Genomic DNA, 25356 nt, shown 5'->3' with positions numbered 1-25356 from the left:
ACCGGCCACCCCCGTGGCCGGTGCGGCGACGAGCCCCAACGCCAGGACGGCGGCTCCCAGGGCTTTACCGCGCTTTCGTGGTCTGAACACACGTACCTCCCGGATTCGGCGCGCGCGAGGATCGCGCGGTCCGGGGGCGTCGCAGACCCGCGGTGGCGGTGGAACCGGAAGGTGACGAAGCCCCCGACGCCTCGACGCTAGCCACCCGTCACGGTGCGGTCAGCGTCTTTTGGAAGGGTGTTCGGCCACCCGAATGCACTACCGGCGGCTCGTGCGCGGTCACCAGGAGAGGTCGCCGGACTCCACCCGCGCGGTGAACGCGTCGGCGTCCGGCGCCACCGGCACGGCGTCCGACCTGGCCCCCAGCAGCGACACGGGAGCGGGGTCCGCGGTCAGGTCGAACGCGAGCCGTCCCCGTGCGCCGTCGTCGCCGATGACCGCCGCGCCCGCGTGCTCGGTGGCCGCCAGCGTCTCGCTTGGCGGGTAGAGGGTGACGAACGTGTCGCCACGCCACCCACTTCGGAACCACGACTCGCCCTGGAGGTAGCGCCGCCACGCGGCCGGCAGCGGACGTCCCAGCGCGGCCTCGGCGCGGTCGAACTCCTCGTCCGCCACCGGGCCCCGGTACTCGGCCTCGCACACGATCTCGCCGACGACGTTGGCGTTGAACTCCTCCAGGTCCTCGGCGGGCACCCAGTGCTCCAGCACGTCACGCCCGCCGGCCTGCTGCACGGGGTACCGGTCGAGGAAGTCGCGCCGCACGCGGAACCGCGTGACGAAACCGACGCCCTCGGCGGGCACGTTCCACTCGCGCGCGATCTTGGTGGCGTACCAGCGGTTCGCCACCGGGTAGAAGATCGGCTGGTCGGGCAGCCGCGGCGGCCACGCCCGCCACCCCGCCGCCGCGACGAGGTCCAGCTCGGCACGTCCGGTCGGTCGCCACAGGTCCACCATGTCCATGGCGCAGAGAGTAGGTGGGCCTCCCCGCGGCACCACCGGATTTTCGGCGAGCCGCGGTTCAGCCCACCTCCGCGTTCACCGGCATGCCGGTGACGGGCCGCCCCGTGGCGGACGCGATCGCCGCCGCGGCGGGCGGGAAGGCCAGTTCGCCCAGGCCGCCGATGGGCGCGTCCGACCGCACGAGCACCACGTCGACGTCCGGCGCCTGGTCGATGCGCGCCCACGCGTAGTCGCGGAACGACGACTGCACGACCCGCCCGTCCCGCACGGTGATCTGCGCGCCCGACACCGTGGACAACGCGTCCATCACGCCGCCCTCGACCTGCGCGCGCACCCCGGACGGGTGCAGCACCGGGCCCACGTCGACGGCCGCGGTGACGCGGCGGACCTTGCCCTCGGCGGCGTCGGCGATCACCGCGATCACCGAGCCGTAGTCGTCGTGGCACGCGACTCCCCGGGTGGAGCCCGGTCGGACGGCGCCCGCGCGGGCCGCCGCCGCGTCCAGCGCCCGTCGCAGCCGCGAGTCGGCGGGCAGCAGCCGGCGTCGCAGGTCGACCTGGTCGAGCCCGGCGCGGTGGCCGAGTTCGCTCAGGAAGTTCTCCTCGGCGTACTGGAAGTGCCCGGCGTAGACCGCGCGCCAGAACCCGGTGCGCAGCGGCGCTTCCCGCAGGGCCACGTCCACCCGGCCGGGCACCGAGTACGGGAAGTGGTCGCCGCTGGCCTTGACGATGGCGGGGTTGTTGAAGAACGGCAGGACGGTCAGCGGCCAGGTCGCGATGCCGTGCGCCCGCCACGTCGGCACGCCCGACGCGTCGAGGACCGCGGACAGTCGGTGCACCGACATCGGTCGGTACGAGTCGTGCCGCATGTCGTCGTCACGGGTCCACAGCACGCTCACCGGCGCGCCCGCCACCCGTGAGCAGGCGACGGCCTCCAGCACCGGGTCGGACTCGATGCGCCGGCCGAACGCGCCGCCGCTCAACGTGGGCTCGACCCGCACGGTCGCCGGGTCGAGCCCGAGCTGACCGGCCAGGGCCTGCCGCAACGAGCCCGGGTCCTGCGTCGGCGTCCACACGGTGAGGCCGGTGTCGGTGAGGTGCGCGGTGGCGTTCATCGGTTCCATCGGCGCGTGCGCCAGCAGCGGCAGCTTGTAGGTGGCCTCGAACGCCACCGGGCCCGGCGCGGTCGGCACGGCGGGCAGCGCGGCCTCCAGGTCCGCGAGCCACTGCCTGCTGTCCGCGGTCGGCGTGCCGCCGCGCCACGTCACGCGCAGCGCCTCCCGCCCGCGCAGCGCCTCGGGCATCGACCGGGCGATCACCGCGACCCCGCCCTGGCCGGACGTCGCCGGGTCCAGCGCCGTCACCGCGACCACGCCCGGCACCGCTCGGGCCGCGCTGTCGTCCACCGCGTCGACCAGCGCGCCGATCCACTGCGGCCGGAGCACGACGGCGACCAGCGCGCCCGGTGGCCGGGTGTCGATGCCGTACCGGGCCCGGCCGGTCACGATCGCCTTCGCGTCCACCCCGCCGGCCCGCGTGCGGCCGAGCAGGCGCCACCGCTGCGGCGGCGTCGTCGTCACGGGCACGGTCGCCGGGTCCAACGCCGCCGCGTCCCGCACCAGGCTCCCGTACCGCAGCACGCGCCGCCCGTGGTGGACCGCGCCGTCCCGGGCGGCGCACTCCTCGACCGGCACACCCCACCGTTGCGCGGCGGCCGCGACCAGCAGGCAACGTGCGGTCGCGGCGGCACGGCGCATCGGCTCGTAGAGCTGCCGGGCGGAGAAGGAGTTGCCGACGCCCTGCGAGCCGAACCGGGCCGTGTCGCCGTGCGCCTGCTCCAGCCGGACGTCGTCCAGGCCGACCGCCAGCTCCTCGGCGACCAGCAGGGCGACCACGGTGCGCACGCCCTGCCCGGAGTCGGGCTTGGGCGCGGTCGCGGTGATCCGGCCGCGGTCGTCCAACCGGACGAAGACGTTGGGCGCGAACTCCTCGACCGCCTCGGCCGGACCGGGCAGCGCGACCGGGACGGAGACGACCAGCACGCCACCCAGGAACGTGCGCCGGCTGATCTTCATCGCTCATCCCCGGTGGTCGGTCGCTGCTGCTCCGAAGCCAGTCGGGCGGCACGTCGGACGGCCGCCCGCACCCGCGTGTAGGTGCCGCAGCGGCACACGTTGTCGCGCAGGGCGGCGTCGATCTCGGCGTCGTCCGGGTCGGGGTTGGCGGCCAGCAGCGCGACCGTCGACATGATCTGGCCGGCCTGGCAGTAGCCGCACTGCGCGACGTTCAGCTCCAGCCACGCCCGCTGCACCGGGTGGTCGCCGTCCTCCGACAGGCCTTCGATGGTGGTGACGCGCTTGCCCTGCGCCTCGCTGACGGGCGTGATGCAGGGCCGTGCCGCCTGACCGTCCACAAGGGACGTGCAGGCGCCGCACGCACCGACCCCGCAGCCGTACTTGGGTCCGAGCACGCCCAGCTGTTCCCGCAACGCCCACAACAGCGGCGTCTGCCCGGGAACGTCCACTTCCCGCCGCTCGCCGTTGACGTGCAACCGGTATCGCCCCACCAGGACACCCCTTCACGTTCGGCTCGACCCCATCGTGGTGGCGCGCGGACCAGCAGGCAATCAATCGTTCAGCCGACTGAGCATCGCTCGGGTACGGCCGACAGGCGGTTGCGCGCCGGTGCGAGGGGTGCTGCGGGCGGGCCGATCGCCGAGCGGGCCGGGGGCGGAGGGCCGGCCCGCCCGGCGCGGGGTCACCGGCTGATGGTGGCCTGCGGACCGGCGTAGGTGCGCACCAGGTTCGGCACGTCCCCGGCCGCGTCGAGGGTGTAGGGGTAGAACGACCGCGGGTCGAAGGCGGAGCCGCCGGTCTCCCGCTGACCCGTCGAGTTGACCACGATGCTGCCGGACTGGCGCAGCTGGGCGGCGTCGTCGCGGTAGTACGGGTCCTTCACCGAGTCGTAGTAGGAGTTCTCGATGACCATCTTCGTGCTGCCGCGGGCGTAGTTGCCGTAGCCGGTGATGTTCTGCAGGTAGTTGTTGTAGAGGTGGGCGTTGGCCACGTTGTCGGTGCTGGGGTTGCGCGAGTTGTTGTTGTGCATCCAGTTGTGGTGGATGGTCATGCGCGCGGTGACGTTGGTCGTCCAGCCGATGCCGAAGGCCTTGTTGTTCTCGCCGAGGCGGTTCCACGACACCGTCACGTTGGTGCTGTCCTTGCGCAGGTCCACGAGGCCGTCGTTCATGCGCAGGATGGTGTTGTGGTCGATCCAGACGTTGCGGGAGGCGTCGACCTGGATGCCGTCGTAGTCGTACCCGTCGTCACCCGGGTCGTCGTCGCTCATCCGGGTGTCGCGGATGGTCAGGTTCCGGATGATCACGTTGGACACGCCGTTGAGGTTGAACCCGCCGTTCACGATCTGGCCGGCCGTGCCGACGCCGATGATCGTCTTGTTGGCGGCGACCTTGATCTCGGTGCCGTACGGGGCCACGGTGATCGCCCGGTCGACCCGGATGGTGTGGGCGGTGCTCGACCCGGCGTACCGCACCAGGTCGGCGTAGTTCGTCGCGGTCACCGTCTGGCCGCCCGCGCCGCCGGTGGTCCCGGCGGCGAACCCGTCGGCGGTGTCGGACCAGGACCGGCCGCCCACCGGGGTGAAGAGCCATTGCTTGTTGCTGTTGGCGGTGCAGGTTTCCTGGACGATGGCGATGCCGTTGTCCTGGGCGGCGTCTTTGTTGGCGAGGCAGAGCCCGGTTTGGGCGTTGATGATCTGGTAGGTGCCGGTGCCGGAGGGGGTGAGGCGCCATTTCTGCATCTGGCCGTCCCAGCAGGTGTATTGCTGGGCTTGGAGGAACAGGGTGGCTTCGCCGTGGGGGATGTCGAGGCATTTCCCGCTGGCGACGTTGGTCATGGTGAACAGGCCGGACCCGGCGTCGCGGAGGGTCCATTGCTGCATGGTGCCGTTGGAGCAGGTCCACTGCTGGACCTTGAGTTCGTCGACGGGTTCGCCGTAGGGCGCGTCGAGGCACTTGCCGCTGTTCTTCACCGCGACGGTGTAGGTGGTGTTCGCGCCCGGCACGGCGGCCTGGGCGGACGATCCGCCCACGACGACCGCGCCCGCCACCGCGACCGAGGCCGCGAGCAGCGCGAGGATCTTCTTGCGCATCGGTAGTCCTTCTGTGGGGAACGGAGGGGTGGTGGTCGACGTCAGCTCACGGGGTTCCAGCCGTCGCTGCCCGCGAGGTACTTCTGCGGGGTGTACTCGGCCGCCTGGGCGTCCGACAGCTGCGGCCGGTTGCTGTTGACCCCCGAGCCCGAGCCGGTGTTGCGGTATTCGAGGAACCGCGCGTTCTTCCACGAGTTGCCGGACATGTCGGTCCACGGCTGCGCCGTCTTCACGGTCGCGTTCAGGGTCGACTCCCGGTACAGCACCTGCGCGTCCGGGCGCCACGGGCGGCCCAGCTGCGTGACGTTGTTCGCCGTGCCGGTGACGGTCGACCGGTAGAACAGGAAGCCGTACTTCTTCGCCGCCGGGGTGCTGGCCGCGGTGATCGGCCCGCCGCTGGTGCGCTTCTCGTGCGCGGTGGTGCGGTGGAAGACCATGGTGCCGCCGCCGAAGATGAAGTCGACGGTGCCCTCGACGTAGGAGTCCGCCATGTAGGCGCGGGTGTTGTCGTTGACCAGGAAGGTGTCCTGGTCGCCGAGCAGCCGGACGTTCTTGAACACCGCGCGGTCGGCGTTGAGGTGCAGCGCCACCGCCTGGTGCCCGCTCGACGTCGAGTTCTCGTCGAAGTCGTTCGAGATCGTCAGGTTGTGCGCCTCGAAGCCCTTGCCTTGCACGAACACACTGGCGCTGTTGAACGTTCCGTGCGTGTAGGCGCTGTTGTTGAACACCAGCACGGTCTGCGACGGCGACGAGCCCAGGCCCTGGAACGTGATGTTGGTCTTGGTCGAGGGCACCGTCACGACCTGGCGGTACGTGCCCGCCTTGATGGTGATCACGGTCCGGGCGGAGCTGTTGGTCGGCGCGGCGTTGACCGCCTCCTGCACCGTCCGGTACCGGCCCGTGCCGTCCGCGGCCACGGTCGGCTGCGCGGTCGAGCCGACCGGGGTGAAGAGCCATTGCTTGTTGCTGTTGGCGGTGCAGGTTTCCTGGACGATGGCGATGCCGTTGTCCTGGGCGGCGTCTTTGTTGGCGAGGCAGAGTCCGGTTTGGGCGTTGATGATCTGGTAGGTGCCGGTGCCGGAGGGGGTGAGGCGCCATTTCTGCATCTGGCCGTCCCAGCAGGTGTATTGCTGGGCTTGGAGGAACAGGGTGGCTTCGCCGTGGGGGATGTCGAGGCACTTGCCGCTGGCGACGTTGGTCATGGTGAACAGGCCGGACCCGGCGTCGCGGAGGGTCCATTGCTGCATGGTGCCGTTGGAGCAGGTCCACTGCTGGACTTTGAGTTCGTCGACGGGTTCGCCGTAGGGCGCGTCGAGGCACTTGCCGCTGTTCTTCACCGCGACCGTGTAGGTGGTGTTGGCCACGGGGGTGGCCGCGGTGGCGGAGGGCGACGTCAGGACCGTCGCGCCGAGGGCCAACGCCAGCACGGCGACCACCGGCGACCACACCGGCCACCACGTCCGCCGAACGCCGTCGGCTCCTTCACTTCTGCTGCCCTGCACAGGGGGTTCCTTCCTCGGACCGGCATCGATGACGGTGAGGCCCCGTCCCGACCGGGGACGAGGCTCCGGTGCACAGACACAGCGGCTTGTTAGCGATAACAGAAGCGGGCCGGGTTCACTCGTTCGGACGAGCGGCACGGGCCGGGGCGTCGAACGGTTCGACAATCTTTACAACGTTTCACCACCTGTGCGAGCCTCTTGCGCCCGCGTCGCGCGCGCAGCGTGCGGCCGGTCGAGGGGAGGCCACGAGTGCGCACGACGGTCGACGCCGAGGTGGTCGCGGCGGCCAGGTCCGGTGACCGGCGCGCGCTGGACGACCTGCTCGCGGCCTACCTGCCCCTGGTCGCCAACGTGGTCCACCGCGCGCTGCCCGGCGACCCGGAGGCGGACGACGTGGTGCAGGAGACGATGCTGCGGGTGGTGCGGGGCCTGCCCGCGCTCGACGACCCGGAGCGGTTCCGCGCGTGGGTCGTCACCACCGCCATCCGGCAGGTCCGCAACCACGCCCGGGGCCGCCGTGCCGCGCTCGCGCGCCGACTGCCGCTCGACGGCCTCGCGGACCCCTCCGACCTCGGCGCGCGGGTCGCCGACGACGCGGTCGACCGGGTGATGGCGCAGCAGGAGCGGCGGGACATGCTCGCCGCGACCCGGTGGCTCGAGCCGGACGAGCAACGCGTGCTGGCGCTGTGGTGGCAGGAGGTCAACGGGGAGCTGACCAGGGCCGAGGTGGCCGAGGCGCTGTCGGTCAGCCCCGCGCACGCCGCGGTGCGGGTGCGGCGCGTGAAGGAACGGCTGCTGACCGCCCGCACCGTGCTGCGCGCGTGGCGGGCCACGCCGCGGTGCCCCGGCTTGGCCGACACCGGCCGGGGCTGGGCCGGCGTCCCCGAGCGGCGGTGGCTCAAGCGCCTGGCCCGCCACGTGCGCGGCTGCGCCGTGTGCGCGGCGGTCGGCGTCCCGCGGACCTCGTCCGACCAGCTGGCGCTGGGCATCGGCCTGCTGGCGGTGCCGTCGGTGCTGCCGCACGTGCCCGCGCACGCCGGCGTGGTCGAGGCGGTGCGGCGGTTCTTCGACCTGGTGTGGACGAAACCGGTCCTGGCCGCCGTGCCCATCGTCGGCGGCACGGCCGTGGCGTTGACGGTGTGGGTCACGCCGACGCCGCCGGACGAGCGGCGCGAGGAGATCGCCCTGCCCACCCTCTCGACCACGGCGGCCGCGACGACCGGGCCGGCCACCGCGACCACGACGTCGGCGGTGGTCACGGACGTCCCGGTGGCGCTCTACGTCGCACCGGGCGGCAGCGACGCCGGCGCGGGCACCGAGGCCGAGCCGTTCGCCTCGCTGGGCCACGCGGTGTCCGTGGTGCGGCCCGGTCAGACGATCTACCTGCGCGGCGGCACGCACCGCCCGGCCTCCCCGGTGGAGATCACCACCAGCGGCACGCCCGACCAGCCCATCACGCTGATGAGCGCGGCGGGGGAGCACGCCGTCCTGGACGGCGGTTTGGTGCGCGGCGGCGGGCCGTTCGTCACGCAGCAAGCCGCGCACTGGGTCGTGCGGGGGCTGGAGATCACCGGCGCGCCGGGCGTCGCGTACTCGTGCCGGTCGTGCCGCGCCACGGTGTTCCAGGGCCTGTCGGTGCACGGCAACCTCGGCTCCGGGCTGCACCTGCACGGACCCGGCACCGCCGACAACCAGGTGCTCGACAGCGACTTCCACGACAACCACGACCCGGCGGGCCGTGACGCGGACGGGCTGGTCCTCGGTCCCGGTTCGGGCGCGGGCAACGTGGTGCGCGGCTGCCGGACGTTCCACAACGTCGACGACGGGCTGGTGGTCGACGGCTTCACCGACCCGGTCACCGTGGACTCGACCTGGTCCTGGGGCAACGGCGTCAACCGCTGGTCCCTGCCCTCGGTCGGCGGCTCGGGCCGCGGCTTCGACCTCGGCGAGCTGGGCGCGCACGTGGTCACCCGCAGCGCCGCGTGGAAGAACAACGGCGACGGCTTCGCGGCCGGCGGCTCGACGCCCAAGGCGTTCACCGGCAACAGCGCCCTGCGCAACGCCGGCGACGGCTTCGCCCTGGGCTCCTCGGACTCCGCGGTGCGCCGCAACTTCTCCTTCGGCAACCGCGAGCAGGTCGTCCCCGCCCGCCGGGTCCCCGCCGACGGCAACACCTGGGACCTACCCGACTGGGGCACCCACGTGCTGCGCAGCCTGGACGCGACCACCGCCGAAGGCCCCCGGGCCCCGGACGGTTCCCTGCCGCCCACCGACTACCTCGTCAACACCAAGGACCCGTCCGTGGGCGCCCCGATGACGACCGGGCGCTGACCGGCGGCGGGCGCCGCGGTGAACAGTTGCCGAAGGGCCTTCGGGATCCCGGTGCGCGGTCCGCACAATCCCGCTGTGATCCCACGACGCACCGCGCGCTCGCGCGCCGCACTGCTCGCCTGCCTGGTGGCCATCGGCCTGCTGTCACCCGGGGTGGCCGAGGCCGACGGGCCGGGCGCGCGCCCGCCCTACTCCTTGCTGCACATGAATGTCTGCTCCAGCGGGTACGCCGGCTGCTACGCCAGGACCGAGTACCCGAAGATCGTGGCCGAGGTGGTCGCCCGCATCGAGGCCAACGACGTCAACGCGGTCACCCTCAACGAGGCGTGCAGCGGTGACGTGGCCGAGATCGCCGCGCGCACCGGTTACCACCACCGCTTCGCGACGGTGATCTACCGCGGCGCCCCGCTGGCCTGCAAGTCGCCGGAGGGCCGGGGCGTGTTCGGCAACGCCGTGCTGACCAAGGAGGCGATCCACGCCGCCGAGGACGCGCCGTTCTCGGTGTTCAACGGGGTTGAGCAACGGCGCTGGCTGTGCGTGACGACCGCCCGCCGCGTGGACGTGTGCACCACCCACCTGTCCACCGGCGGCGAGGCGCCCGGCACCCCCAACGCGGTCCAGTGCGCCGAGCTGACCGGGGTGCTCGCCTCCCGCGGGCGGCCGACCCTCTTCGCCGGCGACGTCAACCGGCGTGCCTCCTGCGCGCCGCGGGGTCACTGGACGCTGACCGACGCCGCCGCCACGCAGGCGCCCGGCATCCAGCACGCCTACGGCACCCTCGCCGCGCCCGTGCTGGAGATCGAGCCGACCACGCACACCGACCACGACGCGCTCGTCGTGCGCGCCGGCCTGCGCCCCTGACACGTCCGCCGACAGGCTTCCGCGCGGCCCGACCGCGGGTGGGTGATCGGCACCCGGTGGACCACTTCTTGTGAAACGTTTCATCCCTGTGTCACAGTCGTGGTCCGCCGTCGTCACCGACAACCGATCCCCGAGGTCTTCAATGAGGAAGGCACCACTCGCGGCGGCCATCGTGCTGGCCGCGTCCCTGGTCCAGCCCGGCGTGGCGCAGGCCGCGCCGGGCGTCACCCTGCTGTCCGACACGCTGCTCGACCAGTCGGCGCTGTACTTCGTGTCCTACGACGGCCTGGTCAACAACAACGCGTTCCAGGACGCGCTGGTCACCTACAACGGCCACCAGTACGCGGCCTGGTACACCTCCACGCGCAACGCCGTGATCGCGCGGCGGGCGTTGGGCGGCAGTTGGGAGAAGGCGGTGCTGCCGCACCGGCTGAGCGCCGACGACTCGCACAACGTGATCTCGCTGGGCATCTCGCCCCAGGACGGCACGCTGCACGTCGCGATGGACACCCACGACACGCGGCTGTACTACTCGAAGTCGGTCGCCGGGCTCGCCTCGCAGCCCGGTTCGCACGCCTGGTCGCCGTCGGTGTTCGGCGCCGTGCAGCGGACCCTGGGCGGGGTGGAGCTCGGCAACATGACGTACCCGCAGTTCGTCGTCACGCCCGAGGGCGCGTTGCAGTTCAGCTTCCGCACCGGCAGGTCGGGCAACGGCGTGAACGAGCTGGCCGAGTACACCGGCGGCGCGTGGCGGCGGCTGGGCGGGTGGTCGTCGGCCACCGGCAACTACCAGGGGCCGAACGGTGTCGTGTCCACGACCCGCAACATGTACCTGCACGGCCTGACCTACGACCGGCGCGGTCGGCTGCACGCGGCGTTCACCTGGCGCGAGGGCAACTCGGGCGTGCTGTGCAGCCCGGGCGGCCTGACCAACCACGACACCGGTTACGTCTACAGCGACGACCGCGGTCGGACCTGGCGCAACGGGGCGGGCGCGGTCGTCGGCACGACGGGCGGCACGCGGGTGTCGGTGACCTCGCCGGGCCTGGTCGCGGACCCGTTGGACCCGAACCACGGCCTGATGAACCAGGAGGGCCAGAACGCGGACTCGGCGGGCACGCCCCACGTGGTGATCAGCTACGTGCCTGGCCGGTTCACGCAGTGCGTCTCGAACTACTCGCAGCAGCGCACCCAGTACGGGCGGACGTTCCACGTGGTGCGCAACTCGAACGGCACGTGGACCAAGCGCGAGGTGCCGGTGGCGCCGGGCAGCACCCAGAGGACGAAGCTCGTCTTCGACCGCGCCGACAACGCCTACCTGGTGATGCCGCGCGGCCGGATCGTGTCGGCGAGCAAGGCCAGTGGGTGGACCGACTGGACCCTGGTCTTCGACCGGTCGTCGATGAACGCGTTCGGCGAGGTCAACGTCGACACGTCCAGGCTGGCCGCGGACGGCGTGCTGTCGGTGCAGTACCAACAGCGCTCCAGCGGCACCACGCCGTCGCCGATCCGGGTCGCCGACTTCCGCCTGGGCTGAGGTTCGGTCAGGGGTCCTCGGCCAGAGGGCCCCTGAGCCGGGTCGGTCGGGTGACCCGGCGCGACGCGGGAGCCGATCGGGAACGTCCGGTCACCGCGACGGCCCGCGGCTCGGGCGTTCGTCGGACCAGGCGTTCGTCGAACCGGTCGCCGCGCACGGCGGTCGGCCGCGGCTCTCGTGCACCCGTTCGTCGCGGTGCGTCGGCGTGACCCGTCCCACCGGGACGGCGACCGGCTCGACCCGCTCAGTACCCGACGTACCCGGTGCCGGCGTTGATGCCGACGAGCCCGGGGTGGCGGGCGAAGCCGCCGTAGCGCGCGTAGGTGTAGCGGACGCCCGCGATGATGTTGTCGACCGGCGCGTAGATGTCGTCGTACCCGGCCAGCTTGTAGGACTGGAACGTCGGGTCGATGCACTGCATCAGGCCCTTGGAGGGTGTGCCGCGGGCGGCGTTGGAGTCCCAGGTGTTGACGGCGTTCGGGTTGCCGTTGGACTCCTTGATGATGATCGTGTAGATCTCGTCGACGCTGCTCTCGTCGATCGCGGTGCCGTTGGCGGCCAGGACGGCGATCGCCTCGCGGATCCAGCCCTCGACCTGGCGCTGCTTCGGCGGCTTGCGCGCCTCCTCGGCCTCGCGGGCTTCGCGCGCCGCCTGCTCCTCGGCCGCCTTGCGGGCCGTGTAGCCGTCCTGCGCGATGCCGCTGGCCTGGTTGAACGTGTGCAGCGCGGCCAGTTGCTCCTGGCGGATGATCCGGGCGGTCTCCGAGCCGAGGTCCACGGCGTGCACCGTGTCGACCTTGCCGGTGCGCACCGTCTCGTCCGGCACGCCGCCGAGGTCCGCGCCACCGGCCACCGGGCTGAACGTCCCGGTCATCGCGTGCGCCGCCGCTCCGGCGCCGGAGACGATGCCGACGGCCACCGCGACACCGGCGATGCGTCGCGGGAGCACCCGCTCGGCCTCGGCCCGGTGCGCGCCCTTGTAGCCGGGCGGCGGCGGGGGTACCTGGAAGGTGGTCTGCCCACGTTTGTTCTTGTGACGGACGTGCCGAGCCAAGGGTGCAGCCTCCTGCGGTCGGGGAACTCCGTCACCGGAGACCTGGCGGGGGATCCAGGTGGACTTGGGCCGTATCGGGGGATGTCGGGCCCGTGTCCCTTCGGTGATGGAACCGTGATCTGCGGCCGAGAACGTAACCGTTCGTGTTTTGCGGAGGCAAGGCATGGGCGTTAATGGGTGACGCTCGTCACGTTTGTGGCGAGCAACCACTACCGATTGTTGCTCTGTGTGCCACTAACGGGTGAGAAGGGTAGTGGGCGTGGGAGGGACCGGCCTCGAACGGCGCAAACACGGGAGCCACCGGTGCCCGTCGGCGGGTTGTAGGTGTCGCGCCGGCCCGAGGCTCAGGTTGCGGACGTCGGGCGCGGCGCGGTCGCGGTCGAGGTCGCGGTCGAGGTCGAACCGGCCCGGCTCCGCCGCCGACGTTGATGCCCGGACCACGGCCCGTCTTGGTCCGCAAGAGTGCGGTGACGTGGGGCGATCCTGGCGGAACCGCCCGAACCGGACCCTCCGGACGGCTAAAGTCGGAAGTCCTGCGTCACGCCGCCGAGGGTGGGACGAGGCTGGTCCGCGAGGAGTCCGGTGGCCGAACACGGTGCAGGGGAGCGTTTGTCGTCGGTCGACGTCGTGGACGAGCTGGTGAAGCTCCTGCAGGACCTCACCGAACGACCCCGGTTCGGCGAGCTGCCCGGCCGCCGGGCGGGCGCGCGGGCGAGCGGCGACCGCGGCATCCCGCTGGTCTGCCTCGTCCGCGGCAAGCCGGCCGACGGCCTGCTCCAGGCGCTCCAGGCCCACCTGCGCGGCGCGCACCCCGGCCGCGTGCCGCACGCCTACCACCGCTTCGCCGAACCGGCCGCCGACGCCGACAAGCCCGAGACCGGCACGCTGGAAGCGGTCGGCTCGGTGCTGGTGCACGTCGCCCGCGAACTGGCCCACGGCGCCAACGACCGCTACGGGCGGCACGAGTTCCGGCGCTTCGAGCTCGTCTACTGGCTGATGAACCAGCGGATGGACGGCGCCGACCCCGAGTCGGCCGCCACCCTGCTGACCCGATTACGGGAGCGCGACCTCGGCCGCCGCAGCGGCGACGACCTGAAGGACGTGCTGGACGACGCCACCGGCACCGCGCCGTGGTGGGTGCGGCTGGTGGTGCGGCTCGCGCCGTCGTTCCTGTTCCGGGCGAAGCTGCGCGGGCTCGTGCCGGGCAGCGAGTACCGGTGGCTGCTGCGCCAGCCCTACCTCGCGCCGCACGACCCGGGCACGTTCATCGGCTTCGCCGAGCGGCTGACCTCCGCGCTGGTGCCCGGCGAGAGCGCCGAGCCGCGCGAGGACACCGGCCAGCTGGCCAAGCTGCTGGTCAACGCGTTCCTGGAGGACGTGCGCCGCGCGTACCGCCGGTCGTGGTGGCGGATCAGGTCGGCCCGCCGCACGGTGTACCCGGTCGTGCTGCTGGACGGCATCCGCCGCGACAACGGCGGCTACGCCGTGCTGAAGATCATCAACGACGTGCGCAACGACACCGGCGCGTTCGACCCGCTGGTCATCATCTCCGGCAGCGCCAAGGTGCCGCCGGACGCGGAGACCACCGCCGAGCGCGAACCGGCGTCGGTGAGCCAGGCGGGCCACGCCTACGAGACGTGGGCGCGCAAGCTGGCCACCGACAGCCGGGCCCGCCGGCCCACCGCGTGGTTCCTGCCGTTGCAGGTGCCCGACGTGAGCGTCGTGCGCGGGGAGGTGCCGCCGACGGCCACGCTGTCCGTGCGGCAGGCGCCGGTCTGGTCGCGCACGTCGGTGCTCGCGATCGTGGTGGTGCTGCTGCTCGCGTCGGTGGCGACGGTCGGCTACCGGCACGTGCGCGACATCGTCGCGGCGGACGAGTCCTGGCGCCACGCGCACTGCGGGCTGGACCGCGACAACCCCGACGCGCACACGCTGCAGCGGATCGGGGACGACTGCGTCGGCGTCACCACCGGTCTCGTGCCGCTGCTCGAAGCGCCCGCCGGCGACGACCTCACGCGCTTCAACCGGATCCAGCAGCTGATCGTGGACCAGAACCGGCGGGTGGTGGAGGCGCACGAGCGCGACCCCGGACGTCCCTACGCGACCGTCGTGTACGTGTCGGCCATGAGCGCGAGCCACGACGCGCTGGCCAGCAACACCGCCCGGCTGGTCGGCGTCGCGGCCCGCCAGGCGAGGCTGCTCGACCGCACCGACTCCGACGAGCCCCTGATCCGGGTCCTGCTCAGCAACGCGGGCTCGGCCATGCAGCACGGTGAGGTGCTGGCCGAGAAGCTCCGGCCCATGCTGGCGGAGGACAAGAGCATCATCGGCGTGCTCGGCATGGCGTTGAGCAGCACGCCGACCAGGAACACCATCACCGAGCTGGGCGAGGTCGGGCTCCCGGTGGTGGCCGCGACGCTCTCGGACGACGCGATGCCCACCGCGACCCGGATGTACTTCCAGGTCTCGCCGACCAACGACCGCCAGGCGCAGGTCGCGGCACGGCACGTGCGGGCGGCGCACCCCGCCAAGCGGGGCGTGGTCATCGTGCACTCCAGCGACGAGGCGGACTCCTACGCGGCCAACCTGCGCCTCGACGTGGCGGAGCGGTTCGCCGAACAGGGGCTGCGGGTGCGCGAGGAGTCGTACCGACCGGCGTCGGACGGGCAGGGCTCCGACGCCAGGCGGCTCGGCCAGGACCTGTGCGGCGTCGGCGAGGACGAGGTGGTGTTCTTCGCCGGCCGGCCGGCGGACTTCGGCAAGCTGATGGACGGGCTGAGCGCCGGGTGCAAGAGCGACCCGCCGGCGCTGCTCGCGGGTGACGACATCGCCCGTTACGCGGCCAACGACACGTTGCGGGGGCAGCACCCCGAGATCCCGTTCGAGTACGTGTCGTTCGCGATCGGCTCGCCGGACTGCGCGGCGGCCACCGAGATGCACCAGAAGCTGCGGGAGCTCATGCCGGAGGAGTGCGAGGGTGGCGCGAACCCGTCGCTGGACGGCCACGCCGCGCTCACCTACGACACCCTGTACCTGTACGTGCACGCGATGATCCAGCTGGGGAACATCCCGGTCTCGCCCGGTCACATCTGGAAGGAGATGAGCGACGTCGGCGGCGCGCGGGCGTTGTCCGGCGAGAGCGGCGTGATCGACTTCGGCGACGGCCAGGTGCCGATCGACAAGTTCGTGGCCGTGCTGCGGGTGGCGGACGGCAAGGCGCCCACCGTGCTGGCGTCGTGCGGCGACTACCCGAACCGCCAGGACGTCGACCTCCGCCGCGCGTCCTGGTGCCCCACCACGCCACGCTGAGGCGCGGGGGCCACCTGGACCGCCGCGGTCCGGCACGCGGTCGACCGCGACGCCACACCTCTTCGTCCGGCCGACCGCGCGTGCCGCTGAGATCCGGTGGACCGAGCATTTCCCTGGTTGGTCCGCATCGTTGCGGCCTCCGCTGCGGGAGGTCGTAGGACCATGGCTGGCGGTGGGTACTCGGCGATGGCCCGGGATCGGGCGGAGGGTGCCCGGCCAGCGGGCCCTGGCGTTCGGAGCCGCCCAGGTCCTGCAGGCCGGGCGGGACATCCACGTCCACCAGGTGGTCGATCGGCGGCCGGTGCTCAGGCGCGGCGACCTCGTGCGACGGGCGCTGCCGGCGACCGTCGAGCAGACGCCCCGCTCGCCGCTGCGCGGGCGTGAGGACGACCTGGCCTTCCTGCGCGACACCGTGGCCGCCGGCAGCCACGTGGTGGTGACGGGACCGAGAGGCTCGGGCAAGACCCTGCTGCTCCAGCACGCGGCGAACACCGGGGCGTTGTCCGGGCGCGTGCTCGGTGACGACGTTGGCGTGGTGTGGTCGACTGGGCGGTTCCGGACCGCCGCGCACGCCGTCCGGGAGCTCGTGCACGAGTGCTTCGAGGTCGACGCGGACGCGGTCGTGCCCGACGACCTGGCGAGACGGGCGCTCGGCGACGTCCGGGCGCTCGTGGTGCTCGACGGCGTCGACCTGCCCCCGGACGAAGCGCTCCTGCTCCTGTCCGCGATGCCCCGCAGCGTGTTCGTCCTGACGTCCCGGCGCGACGACCTGTGGGTGGCGGGCCGGCGGCGGCCGTTGGGCGGGCTGTCCTTCGACGACGCGCTCCTCATGGCGCGGGACGAACTCGGCGACCAGGTCGACGCCGACGAGGTGGCAGAGGACTGGCGGGCGTGCGACGGCAACCCCTTGGACGTCATCGAGCGCGCCGCGGTCCGGGACTCCGCCCGCCGTCTCGGCACGGTGCCCGAGGGCGTGTCGAGCGCCGAGGCGCTCGCGCAGGGCGTCGCCGTCGTCCTCGACTCGCTCACCGATCAGGCCGATCGCGCCCTGCGCACGCTCGCCGCGCTCGGGGACGTGCGGTGGGGCGTGGGACTGCTCACCGCCGTCTGCGGCGTGCCCGAGGCCGAAGGTGCGGCCTTGTTGGCGCGCAAGCGCTTGGCGCACGTCGAGGACGGCGGCTACCGCGTCAGCGGCGCCGTGCCGCCGTCCGCCGGTGCCGACCTCGTCCCGCTCGTGGAACGCGTCGCGGAGTGGGTGGCGGGCGCGCGACCCGCCGCCGTCGCCGGTGAGATCCACGTCGTCGAACGGGCGCTGGAGCGGACCCTGGACGCGGAGCTGCACGAGACCGCGCTGGCCCTGGCCCGCACGGCGTCCGCCGCGCTCGCGTGGACCCGGCACTGGGGCGCGCTGGCGATCGTGCTCGGGCTCGGGTTGCGCGCCGCGGTCGGCGCCGGCTCGGTGCGCGACGAGCTGTCCTTCCGCTACGCGCTGGCCGTGTGCCGGCTCAACGACGGCCACACCAGGCAGGCCGCCGAGCTGCTGGCCGGCGCGGTGAGCCTGATCGGCGACGACCAGGACGAGCGGCTGGCGTCCCGCGTGCGGGAGCTGGACGGGGAGGTCCAGCACCTGTCCGCGCGGCAGCCGTTGTCCACTGTGGACGCTCTACTGGCCAGGATCGCCGAGGCGGGCGGCACGGTGGCGGCGTCGGCCAAGGCGGCGCGGGACGCGTGCGTCGGCGTGCTGACGAGCACGCCGGGAGGCGTCCAGCTGGCACGGCTGGTGCAGGAGAACCCGGCCGTGGTGCGCGGGGTCGTGTCGATGGTGGCGGTGGCGGGGCTCGTGCTGGCCACCATGTCGGCGTCCGGCAGCCGTGACCAGGCCACGGCCATGCCACCGACCGCCGCGGTGGTGGGTCAGCCGCCGGGCACGAACGTCACCGACGGCCCCACCACCACCGCGCCGGACGGCCCCGTGACCGCACCGGCCCCGACGAACGGCACCACACCGGGTGGCGTGCCGGAGGACCGGGAAGGGTCGGGTGGGCACGACACGGGCCGGCCCGGATACCCGACGACCAAGACCGAGACCGGCACGACCACCACCACGACCCGCCCGACGATCCCGGCCACGTGGGGTCACGTCCGCGTCTGGCCGGTCGACGGCGCGGTCGGGACCACCCGGTGGCTGTCCGGGCCCGTGCCCGACAACGACGAAGCGAACTGGACCTACGGCCCGTGGGAGATGACCAAGCCGGCCGTCGGCCACCCGACCGCCACGCACGTCGCCGTCGGCAGGCAGCGGATCCGGCTGCCCGCCGTCGGCGCGCCCGGCGGCAGCGTGAAGGTGACCACCCAGGACTTCGCCGCCTGGGGTGGCTCGGTCGGCTACCGGCCAGGGGTGTCGTGCCAGCCGGCGGGGTGGTTCCAGGACGGCGCCGACGAGGTGGTCGACGTGGTGTGCTTCGACCGCGCCGGCAACCCGGACGACGTGCCGTTCTTCGTGCGGTACCTGGCCGGGTCCGCCTCGGCCAGGCGCGGGTTCGTCTTCGACGACCAGCCCACCGCGGCCACCTTCGTCCCCGACTGGCGGCACGGCGTGAACGCGGGCGCGGTCACCAGGACGGGTGTCGGCCGGTACACGGCGGAGTTCCCCGGTTCGTCGGGCGGCGCGGTCGAGGTGACGGCGGTCGGCCCGGCGTTGCGCCACTGCGCGGTGGTGGGCAGGCGCGGGCACCTCGCCGACCTGGCGTGCACGGCGCCGGACGGCTCGCCGGCGGACACCGCGTTCACCGCCGCGTTCACCGTCGAGGGCAACCTGCTGGACGACCCGCGCAAGCCGGTCGGCGACTACCTCGTCGCCGAGGACTCGCCGACCTCGGGCGCGCCGGTGATCACCACGAGGTGGGCGTCGGGCAACGCCCCGATGACGCTGGACCGGCTGTCCACCGGCAAGTACAAGGCGTACTTCACCAACGGCCACATCCGCAGCACCGTCCACGTGACCGCGCACGGCCACGGCAACCACTGCAGCGTGATGCAGCTCAACGACTACAGCCGTGCCGACGAGACCCACCTCTGGATCGCGTGCTTCGACTCCGCCGGCGCGTTGACCAACACCGGCTTCACCCTGATCTACACGTCCACGCGGATCTACTGACGCCTGTGTCACCCGACCGGCCCGCCCGGCGACCGGGACGACTGGATCACCGCGGTGGGCGCCGCCGACCTGGCCGCGCGTCGTGGCGCGACCTGCGGATGCGGCGGACGATCAGCCGGGTGGCCGCCGCCGACCCGGCCACAGGCTCCTGGTGCGACTCGCGGGTGACGGCCGCCGGGCCCGCGTCGTCGACCGCACGCGGGCCCGGCGCGGTCAGCGGCCCCGCGTCATCCAGTCGCCCTGGTGCGGCGCCTCCGCGCCGATGGTGGTGTCCTCCCCGTGGCCGGTGTGCACGACCGTCCGCTCCGGCAGGGTCAGCAGCCGCCGCGAGATCGAGTCGACGATGACGTCGAAGTCCGAGTACGACCGCCCGGTCGCCCCCGGACCGCCGTGGAACAGCGTGTCGCCGGTGAAGACCACGCCCAGCGCGGGCACGTGGAAGCAGCACGCGCCGGGCGCGTGGCCGGGCGTGTGCAGCACCTGCAGCGCGACGTCCGCCACCTCCACCACCTGGCCGTCGGCGAGGTCGCCGTCCGGCTCCACGTCCGGGTGGGTCAGGTCCCACAACACGCGGTCGGCGGGGTGCAGCAGCACGGGCGCGCCGGTCGCACGGGCGAGTTCCGGCGCGACGCGCACGTGGTCGTCGTGGGCGTGCGTGGCGAGGATCGCCTTCACCTCCCGCCCCCCGACGACCCGGAGGATCGCCCCCACGTCGTGCGGCGCGTCGATCACCACGCACTCGGTGTCGTCGCCGATGACCCAGACGTTGTTGTCCACGGCGAAGGTCTGCCCGTCGAGGTTGAACGTGCCGCGCGTGACGGCGTGGTCGACGCGTGCCATCAGAAGACCACCACCGAGCGCAGCACGTCGCCGCGGCGCATCTTGGCGAACGCCTCCTCGACCTGGTCGAGCGCGATGGTCTCGCTGACGAACGCGTCGAGGTCGAGCCTGCCCTGCCGGTGCAGGTCGATCAGGTACGGGAAGTCGCGGGACGGCAGGCAGTCGCCGTACCAGGACGACTTCAGCGCGCCGCCGCGCGAGAAGAAGTCGATGAGCGGCAGGTCGACGCGCAGGTCCGGGGTCGGCACGCCGACCAGCACGACGGTGCCGGCGAGGTCGCGGGCGTAGAACGCCTGCTCCCACGTCTCGGGCCGACCGACCGCGTCGATCACCACGTCCGCGCCGAACCCGCCGGTCAGCTCCCGCACCCGGGCCACCACGTCCTCCGACTCGGCGTCCACGGTGTGGGTGGCGCCGAGGCCGCGTGCCCACTCCAGCTTCCTCGGGTCGAGGTCGACCGCGATGATCGTGGTCGCGCCGGCGAGGCTCGCGCCCGCCACCGCCGCCGCGCCGACACCGCCGCAGCCGATCACGGCGACGCTGTCACCCCGGCCGACGCCGCCGGTGTTGACCGCCGCGCCGAACCCGGCCATCACGCCGCAGCCGAGCAGCCCGGCGACGGCGGGGGAGGCCTTCGGGTCGACCTTGGTGCACTGCCCGGCGTGCACCAGGGTCTTCTCGGCGAACGCGCCGATGCCGAGCGCGGGCGACAGCGGCGTGCCGTCGGCCAACGTCATCGGCTGAGCGGCGTTGTGGGTGTCGAAGCAGTACCAGGGCTTGCCCTTCAGGCACGCGCGGCACGCGCCGCACACCGCGCGCCAGTTCAGCACCACGAAGTCGCCCGGCGCGACACCGGTGACGCCGTCGCCGACCTGTGACACCACCCCGGCCGCCTCGTGGCCGAGCAGGAACGGGAACTCGTCGTTGATGCCACCCTCGCGGTAGTGCAGGTCGGTGTGGCACACGCCGCACGCCTGGACCTCCACCACGGCCTCACCCGGTCCCGGATCCGGCACCACGACCTCGGTCACCTCGACCGGCGCGCCCTTGCCCCGGGCCACCACGCCACGAACCGTGTGAGTCACTGAGAGCCTCCGTCGTCGTGCGCGTGCACGGGTCGCTGCGCGCGAGGTGTCGTCGTGGCGCTGTTCCGAAGGTCCGGCCTGGTCGACGTGGTGCACCCGCTTCGCCGGCGTGGGTCGAGGTCGGCGGTGCCGAGGAGCATGGGGGATCTTCCTGCCGTCGGGGATGGGGGTCGGGCCGATCCGGGTGTCGGCGGTCGTCGTGCGGGAGAACGCCCGCACGGGCGCCTCCCGTCGCACGGCCTCGTCGAACGCCACCCTGGCAAGGCGGCGCTCCGCCCGCAACCGCTGCCACTGGTCCGGGTGGGTGGGGTAGACCAGCCCGCCGACCCGACGAAGGCGGGGGTGAGGTGGTGGCCGGTCGCAGGCAGCGCGCGGTGGACGCGGCGATCGAGGTGATCGCCGCCGACGGGCTGCGGAGTCGACGCTCGTGCTCGCCCGCCTGGCCGCCCGTACGTCGCCGCGGCTGGGGCCCGCGCGGCTGCGGCCCAGCCTGGCCGCCCTGCGCCCGCGCCGGCCTGCCCGCGCTGGTCAGCGCTCCACGGCCAGCCGGACGCCCAGCCCGATGAACACGCCGCCGGTCGCGACGTCGATCCGGCGGCGGGCGGCGTGCCTGCGGCGCAGCCAGCCGCCGATGCGACCGGCCAGCACGCCCACCGCGCCGTCCACCACGAACTCCAGCGCGATGAGGATGGCGCCCAGGATGGCGAACTGGAGCCACACCCGGCCCAGGTCCGGGTTGATGAACTGCGGCAGGAACGCGATCGTGAAGGTGACCATCTTCGGGTTGAGCAGGTTGGTCGCCATCCCGGTCAGGAAGGCCCGACGACCGGACATGCCGCCCGCCACCGGCTCGCCGACCACGGTGCGCCCGCGGTGGCGGATGGCCTGCACGCCCAGGTAGACGAGGTAGGCCGCGCCGATCGTGCGGACCACCGTGAACGCCACCGGCACCGCGGCGAACAGCGCCGCCAGGCCGGCGGCGGCCACGATCACGTGGACGGCCTCGCTGGTCGCCACGCCCGCCGTGGCCAGCAGGCCGGCGCGCGGGCCGCCGCGCATCCCGCAGCCGAGGACGAACAGCATGTCCGGACCGGGCGTGACCATCGCGACGACGGTGGTCAGCGTGAACAGGACGAGCAGGTGCTGGTCGATCGGCATGCCGGTATGCAACACCCGCCCGGCGCGGTGCGCCCGCGAATTCCCGACGACTGGACCGCCGGCAGGTCACCGCAGACGGGACGGGACACCCGTGGTCCTCCCGCCTGACCGCCGGGGCGCACCGGCGGGTTGCACGCCGCGACACCGGGCGTCCGGAGTGGACGCCCCCGGAATTGTCGGACCCCTTTGGCACCATCACGGCGTCGAGGAGGGGAGCGGCGATGGCGGTGCGGGTGGCGAGCAGGCGGCGGGGCGCGGCGTGGTTGGCGAAGACGCATCCCGGCGCGACGGTGGTGGACGTGACGTCGAAGGGGCCGCCGCCGTGGGTGCGGCTGAGCCCGTTCTTCCCGCACGGCGGCATCCCGGTGCCGTTCACGCCGGAGGTGACGGCGCAGTCGGTGGAGGGCGTCTGGCAGGCGTTGAAGGTCTTCGAGGGCGAGGACGTCGACCGGGCGAAGCTCGACGTGAAGACCATGACCGGGTTGAAGCGCACGGTCCGGAGATCGGGCCCGGTCCGGGGCCACCGCGAAGGGCTGGCCGGTGAGCGCCTGCTGGTCTACGAGGACGCGCGGCGCGCCATCTACCTGCCCACCTACCGCTGGGTCCTGGAGCACCGGGTCGCCGACGAGGTGGCGCAGCTGAAGGAGTTGAGCCGACGGGGGGAGGTGGTGTTGCTCGACTACACGACGAACGGCGACGTGGCGGACTTGCGGACCCCGCTGTCCCACGCCGCCCTGATCGCCGCGCACCTGGAGGACCGCTGGCCGTAAATTGGTGCCATGAGCGCGACGGGCAGCGGCCAGCAGCCGCGGGTGGTTTCCGGCAGGCAGTCCGAACTGCTGGGACTGCTCCGCGACGAGGGCGCGATGTCCCGGGTCGCGCTGGGCGAGCGGCTGGAGCTGCCGCGGGCGAAGCTGACCGCCGAGCTGGCGAGGCTGGTGGACGTGGGCCTGGTCCAGGTCGGTGGACCGGCGGCGAGCCGGGGCGGGCGGCGGTCGACGCTCGTCCACCTGGCCGACGACCTGCGCGTGCTCGGCGTGGACGTGGGCGCGACCTCGGTGACGGTCGCGGTCACCGACGGCCGGTGCGAGGTGCTGGAGAGCCGCAGCGAAGAGTGCGACGTGCGCAGCGGGCCGGCGCCGGTGCTGAGCCGGGTCGCCGAGCTGGCCGACGTCGTCTACGCCAAGGCGTCGGGCCGGCTCATCGGCGCGGGCATCGGCCTGCCGGGTCCGGTGAGCTTCCGCGACGGCATGCCGGTCGCGCCGCCGATCATGCCCGGCTGGGACCGCTATCCCGTGCGGGACGAGCTGGCGGGCCGGTGGGGCTGCCCGGTGACGGTCGACAACGACGTGAACGCCATGGCGCTGGGCGAACGCCACGCCGGCGTGGCGCGGTCGCTGGAAGACCTGATCTTCGTCAAGGTCGGCACCGGGATCGGCTGCGGGATCGTGCTGGGTGGCAAGGTCTACCGCGGCGTGGCCGGCACCGCGGGCGACATCGGGCACATCAGGCTGGACGACTTCGGCCCGGCCTGCGCGTGCGGCGAGGTCGGCTGCCTGGAGGCGTACTTCGGCGGCTCGGCGCTGGCCCGTGACGCCAACACGCTGGCCCGCAGCGGTCGTTCCGTCGCCCTGGCCACCGCCCTGCACGACAAGGGCCTGCTCACCGCCGAGGACGTCGGCACCGCCGCCGCGGCCGGCGACTTCGCCGCCGCCAACCTCGTGCGCGAGGGCGGCCGGCGGCTCGGGCACGTGGTCGCCTCCCTGGTCAGCTTCCTGAACCCGGGCATGGTGGTCATCGGCGGCGGCGTGTCGAGACTGGGCCACTCCCTGCTGGCCGAGGTGCGCAGCGCCGTCTACCGCCGCTCACTGCCGCTGGCCACGGGCAACCTGCCCATCGTGCTCTCGGAGCTGGGCGACCTGGCCGGCGTCACGGGCGCCGCCTGGTCCGCCACCGACCGGGCCTTCTCCCCGGCCGGCTGAACCCCGGCCGCCGAGCTGTCCCCGGCTGCCGGCTGAAGCCCGGCTGCCGGCTGAAGCCCGGCCGCCGAGCTGTCCCCCGACCGCCGAGTCCCGGCCCAGTCGAGCCGTCCCCCGACCGCCGATCCCGCCGTCCCGTTGAGGAACCACGCCGTGACCACCTCGCACGCCTTCCCCCTGGAACCCAGCCCGATCCACGTGCCCGACCGGGTCCTCGACGACCTGCGCGCCCGCCTGGCCGCGACCCGTCCGCCGTTGGACGAGGGGAACGAGGACTGGTCCTACGGCGTCCCGGACAGCTACCTGCGCGAGCTGGTCGCCTACTGGCGGGACGGCTACGACTGGCGCGAGGCCGAGGCCGCCATCAACGCCTACGAGCAGTACCAGGTGAACGTCGCCGGTGTCCCGGTGCACTTCATGCGCAAGCCCGGCCGGGGCCCGAACCCCATCCCGTTGATCCTCACCCACGGCTGGCCGTGGACGTTCTGGCACTGGTCGAAGGTGATCGACCCGCTCGCCGACCCGGCCGCGTCGGGCGGCGACCCCGCGGACGCGTTCGACGTCATCGTGCCGTCCCTGCCCGGCTTCGGTTTCCCGGGGCCGCTCACCGGCTTCCCGGACGTCAACTTCTGGAAGGTCGCGGACCTCTGGCACACGTTGATGACCGAGACGCTGGGCTACGCGAAGTACGCCGCCGGCGGCTGCGACATCGGCGGCATCGTCTCCAGCCAGCTCGGCCACAAGTACCCCGACGAGCTGTACGGCATCCACATCGGCTCCGGGCTGCCGCTGGACTTCTTCACCGGCCCCCGCGCCTGGGACTTCGCCCGCAACCGGCCCCTGACCGACGACCAGCCCGCCGACGTCCGCGCCCGGATCGTCGAACTGGACCACCGCTGGGCGTCCCACCTCGCCGTGCACGTGCTCGACGGCGCCACCCTGGCCCACGGGTTGAGCGACTCGCCGGCGGGACTGCTGGCCTGGCTGCTGCGGCGCTGGCACGGGTGGAGCGACCACGGCGGCGACGTCGAGTCGGTCTTCACCAAGGACGACCTGCTCACCCACGCCACGATCTACTGGGTGAACAACTCGATCGCCACCTCGATGCGCTACTACGCCAACGCCAACCGCCACCCCTGGACCCCGGCCCACCACCGCACCCCGGTCGTGCAGGCCCCGGTCGGCCTCACCTTCGTCACCTACGAGAACCCACCGGGCATCCACACCGCGGACGACCGCGTCCGAGCGTTCGAGAACGGCCCGCCGGCGACCTGGTTCAACCACGTGAACGTCAACGCCCACGACCAGGGCGGCCACTTCATCCCCTGGGAGAACCCGAACGCCTGGACCACCGACCTGCGCCAGACCTTCCGCGCCCTGCGGCCCTGACCACCCCACCTGGCACGAGCCCACCGCC

General features: G+C 73.1%; 17 protein-coding genes. 8 read left to right on the top strand and 9 right to left on the bottom strand.

Features of this window, described 5'->3' with window-relative positions; translation table 11 throughout:
* Positions 1–279: 279 nt before the first annotated feature.
* From ABTZ99_RS28260 to ABTZ99_RS28240, 5 genes are all read right to left on the bottom strand, one after another.
* Positions 280–960, bottom strand: coding sequence for a hypothetical protein (locus ABTZ99_RS28260; RefSeq protein ID WP_499615377.1), 681 nt, complete (start codon positions 958–960; stop codon positions 280–282).
* A gap of 58 nt (positions 961–1018) precedes the next feature.
* Positions 1019–3034 (bottom strand): xanthine dehydrogenase family protein molybdopterin-binding subunit, encoded by a 2016-nt coding sequence (locus ABTZ99_RS28255; protein ID WP_499615375.1) that lies wholly within the window; start codon positions 3032–3034, stop codon positions 1019–1021.
* A complete protein-coding gene (locus tag ABTZ99_RS28250; RefSeq protein ID WP_498773062.1) occupies positions 3031–3525 on the bottom strand; it encodes a (2Fe-2S)-binding protein in 495 nt (164 codons plus the stop codon). The genes ABTZ99_RS28255 and ABTZ99_RS28250 overlap by 4 nt, the downstream gene beginning before the upstream one ends.
* Before the next feature lie 191 nt (positions 3526–3716).
* On the bottom strand, positions 3717–5126 hold the full coding sequence (locus ABTZ99_RS28245) for an RICIN domain-containing protein (protein WP_499615372.1): 1410 nt from the start codon (positions 5124–5126) through the stop codon (positions 3717–3719).
* A gap of 41 nt (positions 5127–5167) precedes the next feature.
* Positions 5168–6628 carry a pectinesterase family protein gene (locus ABTZ99_RS28240; RefSeq protein ID WP_499615370.1) on the bottom strand — a complete coding sequence of 487 codons (1461 nt, stop codon included), beginning with the start codon at positions 6626–6628 and terminating at the stop codon, positions 5168–5170.
* Positions 6629–6877: 249 nt separating this feature from the next.
* Between ABTZ99_RS28240 and ABTZ99_RS28235 the strand changes: the two genes are divergently transcribed.
* The 3 genes from ABTZ99_RS28235 (at position 6878) to ABTZ99_RS28225 (ending at position 11357) form a co-directional block, all read left to right on the top strand.
* On the top strand, positions 6878–8959 hold the full coding sequence (locus ABTZ99_RS28235) for a sigma-70 family RNA polymerase sigma factor (protein WP_499615367.1): 2082 nt from the start codon (positions 6878–6880) through the stop codon (positions 8957–8959).
* Positions 8960–9034: 75 nt separating this feature from the next.
* Positions 9035–9820 (top strand): endonuclease/exonuclease/phosphatase family protein, encoded by a 786-nt coding sequence (locus ABTZ99_RS28230; protein WP_498773070.1) that lies wholly within the window; start codon positions 9035–9037, stop codon positions 9818–9820.
* 142 nt (positions 9821–9962) lie between these two features.
* Positions 9963–11357 carry a BNR repeat-containing protein gene (locus tag ABTZ99_RS28225; protein ID WP_499615363.1) on the top strand — a complete coding sequence of 465 codons (1395 nt, stop codon included), beginning with the start codon at positions 9963–9965 and terminating at the stop codon, positions 11355–11357.
* Between the two features lie 244 nt (positions 11358–11601).
* Here the strand turns inward: ABTZ99_RS28225 and ABTZ99_RS28220 are convergent, their stop codons facing one another.
* Positions 11602–12411, bottom strand: a complete 810-nt coding sequence (locus tag ABTZ99_RS28220) for a transglycosylase SLT domain-containing protein (protein ID WP_498773074.1) — start codon at positions 12409–12411, stop codon at positions 11602–11604.
* Positions 12412–12993: 582 nt separating this feature from the next.
* Here ABTZ99_RS28220 and ABTZ99_RS28215 point away from each other — a divergent pair.
* Positions 12994–15720 (top strand): ABC transporter substrate-binding protein, encoded by a 2727-nt coding sequence (locus ABTZ99_RS28215; RefSeq protein ID WP_498773076.1) that lies wholly within the window; start codon positions 12994–12996, stop codon positions 15718–15720.
* Positions 15721–15892: 172 nt separating this feature from the next.
* The gene (locus tag ABTZ99_RS28210) at positions 15893–18877 is read left to right on the top strand and encodes a hypothetical protein (RefSeq protein ID WP_499615360.1); all 2985 of its coding nucleotides are present in this window, start codon (positions 15893–15895) and stop codon (positions 18875–18877) included.
* 213 nt (positions 18878–19090) lie between these two features.
* Here the strand turns inward: ABTZ99_RS28210 and ABTZ99_RS28205 are convergent, their stop codons facing one another.
* From ABTZ99_RS28205 to ABTZ99_RS28195, 3 genes are all read right to left on the bottom strand, one after another.
* Positions 19091–19717: an MBL fold metallo-hydrolase gene (locus ABTZ99_RS28205; RefSeq protein WP_499615357.1), complete on the bottom strand. Its 627-nt coding sequence runs from the start codon at positions 19715–19717 to the stop codon at positions 19091–19093.
* Positions 19717–20802, bottom strand: coding sequence for an S-(hydroxymethyl)mycothiol dehydrogenase (locus ABTZ99_RS28200; RefSeq protein ID WP_498773080.1), 1086 nt, complete (start codon positions 20800–20802; stop codon positions 19717–19719). Before ABTZ99_RS28200 ends, ABTZ99_RS28205 begins: the two co-directional genes overlap by 1 nt.
* Before the next feature lie 528 nt (positions 20803–21330).
* Positions 21331–21960, bottom strand: coding sequence for a LysE family translocator (locus ABTZ99_RS28195; protein ID WP_499615354.1), 630 nt, complete (start codon positions 21958–21960; stop codon positions 21331–21333).
* A 221-nt stretch (positions 21961–22181) separates the two neighbouring features.
* On the opposite strand from ABTZ99_RS28195, the gene ABTZ99_RS28190 reads away from it, so the two are divergent.
* From ABTZ99_RS28190 to ABTZ99_RS28180, 3 genes are all read left to right on the top strand, one after another.
* A complete protein-coding gene (locus ABTZ99_RS28190; RefSeq protein WP_499615351.1) occupies positions 22182–22730 on the top strand; it encodes a DUF6939 family protein in 549 nt (182 codons plus the stop codon).
* A 9-nt stretch (positions 22731–22739) separates the two neighbouring features.
* A complete protein-coding gene (locus tag ABTZ99_RS28185; protein ID WP_230569628.1) occupies positions 22740–23942 on the top strand; it encodes an ROK family transcriptional regulator in 1203 nt (400 codons plus the stop codon).
* 150 nt (positions 23943–24092) lie between these two features.
* Positions 24093–25328: an epoxide hydrolase family protein gene (locus ABTZ99_RS28180; protein WP_499615348.1), complete on the top strand. Its 1236-nt coding sequence runs from the start codon at positions 24093–24095 to the stop codon at positions 25326–25328.
* The last annotated feature ends 28 nt before the right edge of the window (positions 25329–25356 follow it).

Origin of the sequence: Actinosynnema sp. NPDC002837 (genome assembly GCF_040295345.1) — a bacterium.
In the GTDB taxonomy this organism is placed as follows: domain Bacteria; phylum Actinomycetota; class Actinomycetes; order Mycobacteriales; family Pseudonocardiaceae; genus Actinosynnema.
Note: the sequence above shows the minus strand (reverse complement) of the source record. Positions and strands in the feature narration are given on the sequence as shown.

What these genes read in the sequence shown, in the direction of transcription:
- ABTZ99_RS28260 (WP_499615377.1), bottom strand. Translation starts at nt 960, where the DNA reads ATGGACATGGTGGACCTGTGGCGACCGACCGGACGTGCCGAGCTGGAC.
- ABTZ99_RS28255 (WP_499615375.1), bottom strand. Translation starts at nt 3,034, where the DNA reads ATGAAGATCAGCCGGCGCACGTTCCTGGGTGGCGTGCTGGTCGTCTCC.
- ABTZ99_RS28245 (WP_499615372.1), bottom strand. Translation starts at nt 5,126, where the DNA reads ATGCGCAAGAAGATCCTCGCGCTGCTCGCGGCCTCGGTCGCGGTGGCG.
- ABTZ99_RS28225 (WP_499615363.1), top strand. Translation starts at nt 9,963, where the DNA reads ATGAGGAAGGCACCACTCGCGGCGGCCATCGTGCTGGCCGCGTCCCTG.
- ABTZ99_RS28205 (WP_499615357.1), bottom strand. Translation starts at nt 19,717, where the DNA reads ATGGCACGCGTCGACCACGCCGTCACGCGCGGCACGTTCAACCTCGAC.
- ABTZ99_RS28195 (WP_499615354.1), bottom strand. Translation starts at nt 21,960, where the DNA reads ATGCCGATCGACCAGCACCTGCTCGTCCTGTTCACGCTGACCACCGTC.
- ABTZ99_RS28190 (WP_499615351.1), top strand. Translation starts at nt 22,182, where the DNA reads ATGGCGGTGCGGGTGGCGAGCAGGCGGCGGGGCGCGGCGTGGTTGGCG.
- ABTZ99_RS28185 (WP_230569628.1), top strand. Translation starts at nt 22,740, where the DNA reads ATGAGCGCGACGGGCAGCGGCCAGCAGCCGCGGGTGGTTTCCGGCAGG.